Source organism: uncultured Shewanella sp. (assembly GCF_947501665.1).
Taxonomy (GTDB): Bacteria; Pseudomonadota; Gammaproteobacteria; order Enterobacterales; family Shewanellaceae; genus Shewanella.
The window spans coordinates 23,454-31,665 of the sequence record NZ_CANMWS010000045.1 but is presented as its reverse complement, the minus strand read 5'-3'; the positions used below and the strand labels follow the sequence as shown (position 1 = coordinate 31,665).

The following is an 8,212-nucleotide window of genomic DNA, read 5'->3' as shown; positions in this document are numbered from 1 at the left end:
TCTTGAGCAGCTTGAGCGGCTAATCTATCAGCTTCCTCTTGAGCAGCTTGAGCGGCTAATCTATCAGCTTCCTCTTGAGCAGCTTGAGCGGCTAATCTATCAGCTTCCTCTTGCGCAGCTTGAGCGGCTAATCTATCAGCTTCCTCTTGCGCAGCTTGAGCGGCTAATCTATCAGCTTCCTCTTGAGCAGCTTGAGCAGCTAATCTATCAGCTTCCTCTTGAGCAGCTTGAGCGGCTAATCTATCAGCTTCCTCTTGCGCAGCTTGAGCGGCTAATCTATCAGCTTCCTCTTGCGCAGCTTGAGCGGCTAATCTATCAGCTTCCTCTTGAGCAGCTTGAGCGGCTAATCTATCAGCTTCTTCTTGAGCATCAGCAGCAGCGACCCTTGCAGCTTCTTCAGCAGCACCGATAGAAGCAAACTCTTCTCCGCTGGCATTTGTAACAAGTGTGGTGGTCGTGATTCCACTTCGATCAAAGGTTTCAGTGGTTGTGGTAAAACCACCAAGTTCGTTAGCTGTTTGGATGGTTGTCACTGGATAGCCAGCTTCTGAGAATGCGTGAGTTGTCGTTGATAATAAATTATTGTCTGAATCGAAGCGTTCAGTGATTTCTGTGCGCGCTCCTACATCATTATAGACGACGGTTGATGATGACAGGTTGCCTTGAGGATCTAAGTAGTATGCTTTTTCTTGCGTAGCTGTAGCTCGGCCTAACTCATCATATCCACCATAAGCTTCAACAGCATATGCTGCACCACCATAACTGGAATAGGCTGTGCTAGCGCTATATTCTAAACCACCACCGTAGCTACCAAATACTGGAGTTGGTCCAGTATAGCGATCATAAGTTTCTGAATCTGGAAACGCTGGATAGCGAGGGTCATCAGGATATTCGGGATATGTAGGTCTATCTGGATCAGTCGGCTCAACAGGATTAATCACTACTGGTGGATAAGTTGGATCTACCGGATATGTTGGATATTCGAGATCGGGGCCACCTGGGTTAGTCACCACTGGTGGATAAGTTGGATCTACCGGATATGTTGGAACCGATGGCTCCCATGGTGTGGGCTCATCAGGAGTACCATAAACAGGAGTACCATAATCAGGAGTACCATAATCAGGAATACCATAATCAGGAATACCATAATCAGGAGTACCATAAACAGGAGCAGCATAAACAGGCTCCGCATAGGCAACAGCCTGAGTGGTTGTGCTTAAAGTGGATCGTTCAAGTGAGGGATCGGCTGCGAGAGCCGTATAATGGTAGAGAGAGGCGCTGATGACAAGCGCAATGGGAAGCTTTTTCATGTTTCTTTCCTTTTTATTTCATCGGTTTATAGCTTTAAAACCGGTATAACTAAATGAACAAGGAGCGCGATGCTTCCCATGTCAGAGATTAATATTTAGTCCATTAAGTGGTGTCAGAAACACAGAAAAAATTAACCAAGCATTGTTTATGTTTATGTTTATGTTATTATTCTTGCGTTAGCGGTTTCGCATATAAATTATATATTTCGCCAGTAACCCATGAATCATATGTTATCAACCTTGTTATTACCTCAATCGTAGGTATGAAATCGTTACTAGCCGAACGCCTAGATATATGCATTTTATTAATACTTTCTGGTTATAATTAATTTATGCCACCTAGAGAAATGAATCATAAAATAACTTTTAAGTCGCTGTATTTAAGCTTTTTTATTGTTAATTTCTTCTTTGTTTTTTAATTTAAATAGCATGATTAATATTTAATACACTTTTTATATACAGTATGCTTTATGAAAGTGGCTATTGATTGGGGTTAGGTGATGACGCTAAGGGCTCTTAACAGTAGACTATGTGTTAAGTTAAGGAACAATTGATCATCAATCCCCCAATATTACGTTACCGGTTGAAACTGGTTTAGGTGAAGGCTGGAAGCTTGCGTTACAATTTTTTATATTACTCGGCAAAGGTTCAATGAGGCTATTGACATCCATGAGATTTAATTTCAATATTTAGCTATAGTATTATGAGAACGTATTTTGTACACACTATTACAGAGTCTACATTGAAATTAATTTTATCGTTAAAAGCAATATTACGAATTACCATCATTCCATAGGAATGGTGGGCTTTGTTGTGAGTAAAAGAAAACCCGCCCATGAGGCGGGTTTTCTTTTTCTGCTTCATGGAGTGTCTATTTAAAGAAGGGGAGGCAGGATGAACAAAGTGATGATATTAGGAAAACCCGGTAGTGGTAAGTCGACCTTAAGTCGGCGATTAGCGTCTGTTACTCAGCTACCATTGCACTCACTGGATACAATCGAGTTTAAAAATAATGGCGATAGGATAGAACAAGCTTTATATCATGAAATCCACAAAAGTATGCTTGCCGAAGAGCGTTGGATTATTGAAGGGTTTGGGTTAATGACGTCATTTTATCAGCGATTGGATGCTGCTGATACGTTGATTTATATTGAATTACCCTATTTAGTGAGTTATTGGTGGGTTACAAAACGTTTTTTAAAAGGGATATTTATTCATCCTAAGGGCTGGCCTAGAGGTTGTTCCGTGCTAAAAGGGACTTGGCGTAGTTATCAAGTTCTGAGGTTATGTCCACGTTTTTGGGACCGAAATTTGATGCGTAAAATTGAACAGTTATCGACACTGAAGTCAGTTTATATTATTCGCTCTGCTACTGAATTGGACCGTTTTATTGATGATCATTGCTTATTTTTATGATGTAGCGGTATTAGGGCATTGTTCCCATCTGTTCACAGTAAAGAGCCTTATTTTATATCAATTTGATTAGGGCCTGTTGATCTTTGTTGAGAGGCGTTCGCTTAGAGTACTTAGGCATCACACTTCTCTCCGCGATTAAAACACGTTTATCTGAATATAATTTAATTACGAAAGAGCAGCAGGCCCTAAATTGGTGGTCATTTAGCGGAAAATCAAAATACGATAGACAAGGTCGTTAATTGCTCCTGCTTTAACAGACATTCCCACCATCTCATGTTTACGGATGAACATATGCCGTGTTCATATGGATGTGAATGAACGGCCATGGCGGTCGCGGGGACTTGAAGCTAATAGTTATATATCGAAAGTCACTAACTTAACCTGAACTTGGGATAATGAGTGTCAAAGAATATTATTAATCCATTTAAAGTCAATAGGTTAAAATAAATTCCGTTATTCTTTATTGTTTAATTTGGCTAAATACCGCTATTTTTGTTTATATCAAGGCGGGGTTTCGTGTCTAATTGTGGGCTATTAGTAGAAAACACAACATAGATAGGGGAAAAATGGCGCTATTAAGCGGCGCTGCTTATTCCGAGTTCAGGTTAACTTAGTATAGCGTATTTTGAAACCTGTACTGTGTGAGCCTCTCAGGCATTTTACTTCTGTGTTGCATAAATTGACAAAGGAATAATCATGCTTTCATTTATGCGTCTTGAATTGACATCCTTGAGAGGCTTTGAATTGAATAATTATTTAATCAATTTGGTATTATAAGGCTCTTATGGTGCTATTTTTTTATTGAAACTGGAAATCCCTTTATGCCCGCATAAAATACAATTACTTCCGCAGGGGTTGTGCCTTCGTTAATGCCATAATGCCAAGTGTTGACCACTTCAGTATCAACCTTTCCTGGCAGCAGTTTCATTTTTTGACTGCCATCTTCAAGGTATACGGTGATCTCACCTTTTAATAGTACAGCAACGGTAATGACGGGGTGTTTATGGACAGGAAACTCTCCTTGGGGTGGCACGACGACTTTCAAAACGGTGATTTCCGGTTGCCCTTTTGGGTAATCTGGTAGCGTTTTTCCATCCCAACTTTTATCCGTGCGGGTTAACAGGGTGATATCAAGTGCTTTGTCTTTTGAGCCCTCTTTTTTGCTGGCTGATGGATCTATTGCCCAACTGTGAAGACAAGTAAGCATGAGCAGTATTACTAAGGTAATTGACTTTATTGATATCATTTTCATATTGGCTCTCGTTATCATAGATAAGAAATAGACTGTATTTCAAATGCTGATGTATTGAATTCAGCAATTGAATAAAGGGTATTTAATGCTAGGAATAGTAAAAGCGTAGTTTATAGAAACGTTTCATCCAGTTTATGAAGGTATTTTATTGTTTTGGCATCAACAATTTCTTCTGATTAACGGGTTATGACTTATTTAATTTGTGTTGGGGATTTGACCAACGTTTACTGGCAATATTGAGAATACGCAGAAATTTAGGGCAGTCTAAATGATGTTTAGCACGACAGGCCGCAGCATGACGTAATCCATCTCGCATGGCGGTCATTTCATTGATTTTAATATCGAGTTCATTAGCCTTAGCCAGTAATACTTGTCTATCAATATTGATTTTATTGGCGGTTAGTGGCATGTCTTTAGGGGTGAGAAACATGTTTGCGATTTCATGCAGTGATAGACCAGCATTACGCCCTAATGTGATTAAGGCCAGTCGTTCAATAACATTCGGCGCATAGACTCGCCTTAATCCATTACGCCCAATAGAGGTGATTAACCCTTTTTCTTCATAATATCGTAGGGTTGATGTGGATAATTTAGTTTGTTTTGATACTTCTCCAATATCCATTCTGTTTCTCATGTTGTCAGTTTTAAAAAAGAACGATAAAAATGGTGAATTAGGCTTGACCTCAAGTCGACTTTAAGTTGTAGCATTGTTTGATGATGAAGACAAGCCGTGAAGGGGGAAGTGATGTGGGATGAAAGGTATGCTCGGGAAGATTATGTTTATGGGGTTTATCCAAATGTATTTTTAAAAGAGAATTTAGACAAGCTTCCTAAAGGTAAAGTGTTAAGCCTTGCGGAAGGTGAAGGCCGCAATGCCGTTTTTATGGCGAAGCAAGGTTATCAGGTTACCGCAGTTGATTCATCTATAGTGGGAATAGAAAAAGCTAAGCGGCTTGCTGAAAAACAAGGTGTTCACGTGAACTTTATTCATGCAGATCTGGCTCATTTTGATATTGAATATGAACAATGGGATGCCATTGTGTCTATCTTTTGTCCGCTTCCAGCCTTAATAAGGCAGGCTTTATATAAAAAACTGAGTCGAGGCTTAAAGCAAGGTGGTGTATTTGTACTGGAAGCATATCGGCCTGAACAATTACAATATGGTACAGGTGGAGGCAATGTGTCTGAGGTAATGCAAACAGCTAAAACCTTAAGAGCTGAATTACCCAGCTTGGCATTCTCATATTTGTGCGAGTTAGAGCGTGAGGTGATCGAAGGAGTGTTTCATACTGGTATGGGAGCGGTTGTGCAGGCGATTGGGACTAAGTAACAAAGAAGGCATAAAATGACCGCTTACTACATGTAATTGATTTTGTTGTTTTTAATTAAATGCATTGTGTGCTTAACTATCATTCTTGTTATTGAGGAGTCGAAATAAAATGGATGGAATTGTTAGGTTGATTAAGCAAGATCCTATGAGGGTCAAGGCGCTTGAGTGTGTTGCCAGTCTCAATTTACCTCAGGGTTTTATTGCAGCGGGCTTTGTGCGCAATCTTGTATGGGATGTTTTACATCAAAAAAATGTTTCAACCCCACTCAATGATATTGATGTGATTTACTTTGACAAGGCAGCATTGAATACTGATAACGATAAAATGTGTGAATGGAAACTGCATCAATTGATGCCTGAGATCAACTGGCAAGTGAAAAATCAGGCGTTGATGCATACTCCGGCGATAGACCTTATTTAAATATTGTTGATGCCATGAGTTTTTGGCCTGAAAAAGAAACCGCCGTGGCTATTCGCCAAACACAAAATGGCATTTATGAATGTCTTTCTGCGTTTGATTTTGATTCCCTTTTTCAGTTATTGGTGACATATACCCGTGATACTTCAAGATGCATGTTTTCAGAGTGCGTAAAAGTGCGTAATTTAAGGCGTATTATTGCCGAAATGCTTGTTGCCTTTTAAGATGATACAACGTAGAAGTAGGTGCTTTTACACATTCCCAAAGGGCTGGTTTAAAAGCCTTTTATACTGTGTTATTAAACACCGGATTAGAATGACTAGGCTCGATGTTCAATGCCTTGTCTAAAAGGCTTTTAATTTCAGCTGAATCCTGCATCTTGAAGTATCACGGGTATATAACCCTAAACGTTCAAAAGCAATATTTGATAAAAGAATCAGTGCTAAACAATGGCTTGATTTATGGCCTAAGTTAACTATTTCAATTGATTGATTTTATAAATGTAGTGACGCCTTTCTATGGGCGCCATTGTAAGGGGAATGAAAACTATTTTCTAATGCTGATGCCCACTTAACTTGCTTTGTTGACGATCAATAAAGCAGGATCTTTTGGGTTATAACGTCCAAGGCTAATAATATTATTTGGGTCTAAAACGGATTTAAGTTGATTAACGACTTGCCAAAAAGGGGTTGCGCCATCCAGTAACCATTTTTGCTGGTCGATATTAAGTCGATAAGGGACAAAACCCAGTTTAGCTCCTTCTTTTGTTAATTCTTTCAGACAATTATGTGCATCACTAACGGCTTTAGGGTTGGTTAAATCGAACACGATAGGAATAGTACTGTCAATACAATCATAGCGTAAATTGGTAAAAGTTATAAAAGGTTCGATGTTATGTTTTGGACAGATGTCTCTAATCAAATCAACATATTGTCTCATGGATGTGGGGTTCATCGGCACTAAAGGTGCGTACCATAATAAACCACAACCATCTTTAGCGGGTGATAAAAGGGATTCTTTGTTGGTTAATAGCATGTCTTCACTAGATTGATTTCGCCAATAAGCCAACTTCAGTGCGACTCGATTTGGGCGCCCGAGCATGATTGCTTTACCTTTATTAAAAGAAAGTAGTTGAGCTTTGATGGTCGATAATCGTGTCGAATTTTTTATGAGAAAATACGGGATTTTATTGAATATATGATTACCCAGTTTAATCAGGGGGCTATTTGAAAATATGATTTTACAGGGTGTTTTCGTAAATATCTGTTTAATCTCTTTTTTTGCAATTTTAACTATAGCTTCTGTACCATAAAGGCTACCCACAATGGTCCAAGCAGGTGTGCCGAGTTTATGAGTCGCTTGTGCAATGTCTTCATCTGATAAGGTGACGTGGGCATCGGCGCCATTAGGGTTGTTAGCAAACATGGACATGACTCGGCGTTTATCCATTAAATTAATGGAACCAACAATGCCTTCATAATCTCTTAAGGTTTGTTGTATCAGCGGTACAATGGTTTCAAGTTGCGTATCATTGCGAACTTGAATGAAAAAAGAAGTAAAGCCTTTGCGGCGATAGGCCAGTCTTAAGGTCATTTCAGTCACTATTCCAAAGTTTGACTGAGTAAAGAGTCCATCCATATAAGGGCCAAGTCCCCATTTGAATGTTTTATCAACTTTATCTTTGCCTGATTGATCTAATTCAGTGATAGCAGAGCAATAGGGAGTGCCATTGCCCCAGAGACCTTTGAGGGCCGTTACTGCATTAAAGTGATCTTGATAGGGGGTGATCCCATAACCTCGCTCGAGTGCATTGCTCATGATGGCACAATCAGGGCCGGCCCCCGTGACAGGTACCATGAAATTATCACCATTGGTTTTGATAAATTCGTTGAGTTGTCCTTGAGTGACACCGGGCTGGATGGTGACTAAGCCCAGCTCGCTGTCTAATGAAATATGGTTAAGGTCAGATAAGTCGAGAATAATTGCATGGGATAAAATAGCGGCAGGTTGGCTGGTGTTATAACCCCAGTTTCTGCCGCTGCAAATAGGATAAAGCACAAAACTAGGTTGATTTTGACTTGAGAGAGTATTGGCTAAATCAACAATATCTTGAATGACTTGTGTGTTATGGGGTTTAATCACAGCAAATAGCAGGCGCTTTTTGTTATATAATTTATCTAATCCTTCAGTGCCTCTAAGATAGGGCGTTAAAGCTTCATTTGTTGATAAGACACTGGCTGCATTTCCTACTGCTTCAATAATATTTTCTAATAGTGGATCCATACTATTATCCCAAAATTTGTTCAATAAGGCTTGTTCAAATAGTATTCTAAAATGAAAAGTATCTACATGTCGTGATAAATCTTACCTTATTTTAAAACCGTGTGCTTTTTATTAGGGGGAAAAAATTATCTTTTGAAGGTGCGGTTTAGCCTGTTTGGGTCATTGTGTTTTCATTCCTACGTTATAAGGTTAAAGATTGTGCC

5 protein-coding genes and 2 pseudogenes are annotated in these 8,212 nt (G+C 39.4%); 3 read left to right on the top strand and 4 right to left on the bottom strand.

Annotated features, from left to right (window positions below; genetic code table 11):
- A pseudogene (locus tag Q0976_RS23015) lies at positions 1-1,310 on the bottom strand (hypothetical protein); the annotation flags it as partial.
- A gap of 894 nt (positions 1,311-2,204) precedes the next feature.
- Here Q0976_RS23015 and Q0976_RS23010 point away from each other — a divergent pair.
- Positions 2,205-2,726 (top strand): adenylate kinase, encoded by a 522-nt coding sequence (locus tag Q0976_RS23010; protein ID WP_299496985.1) that lies wholly within the window; start codon positions 2,205-2,207, stop codon positions 2,724-2,726.
- Between the two features lie 790 nt (positions 2,727-3,516).
- Here Q0976_RS23010 and Q0976_RS23005 read toward each other — a convergent pair.
- Both Q0976_RS23005 and Q0976_RS23000 read right to left on the bottom strand, forming a co-directional pair.
- Positions 3,517-3,978 (bottom strand): cupin domain-containing protein, encoded by a 462-nt coding sequence (locus Q0976_RS23005; protein ID WP_299496982.1) that lies wholly within the window; start codon positions 3,976-3,978, stop codon positions 3,517-3,519.
- A gap of 184 nt (positions 3,979-4,162) precedes the next feature.
- Positions 4,163-4,600 carry a helix-turn-helix domain-containing protein gene (locus Q0976_RS23000; protein WP_299496979.1) on the bottom strand — a complete coding sequence of 146 codons (438 nt, stop codon included), beginning with the start codon at positions 4,598-4,600 and terminating at the stop codon, positions 4,163-4,165.
- A gap of 123 nt (positions 4,601-4,723) precedes the next feature.
- Here Q0976_RS23000 and Q0976_RS22995 point away from each other — a divergent pair, with 123 nt between their 5' ends.
- Positions 4,724-5,308 carry a class I SAM-dependent methyltransferase gene (locus Q0976_RS22995; RefSeq protein WP_299496976.1) on the top strand — a complete coding sequence of 195 codons (585 nt, stop codon included), beginning with the start codon at positions 4,724-4,726 and terminating at the stop codon, positions 5,306-5,308.
- Between the two features lie 109 nt (positions 5,309-5,417).
- Positions 5,418-5,950: pseudogene (locus Q0976_RS24230) on the top strand (nucleotidyltransferase family protein).
- 346 nt (positions 5,951-6,296) lie between these two features.
- Here Q0976_RS24230 and Q0976_RS22980 read toward each other — a convergent pair.
- Positions 6,297-8,009, bottom strand: coding sequence for an FAD-dependent oxidoreductase (locus Q0976_RS22980; RefSeq protein ID WP_299496967.1), 1,713 nt, complete (start codon positions 8,007-8,009; stop codon positions 6,297-6,299).
- Between the last annotated feature and the right edge of the window lie 203 nt (positions 8,010-8,212).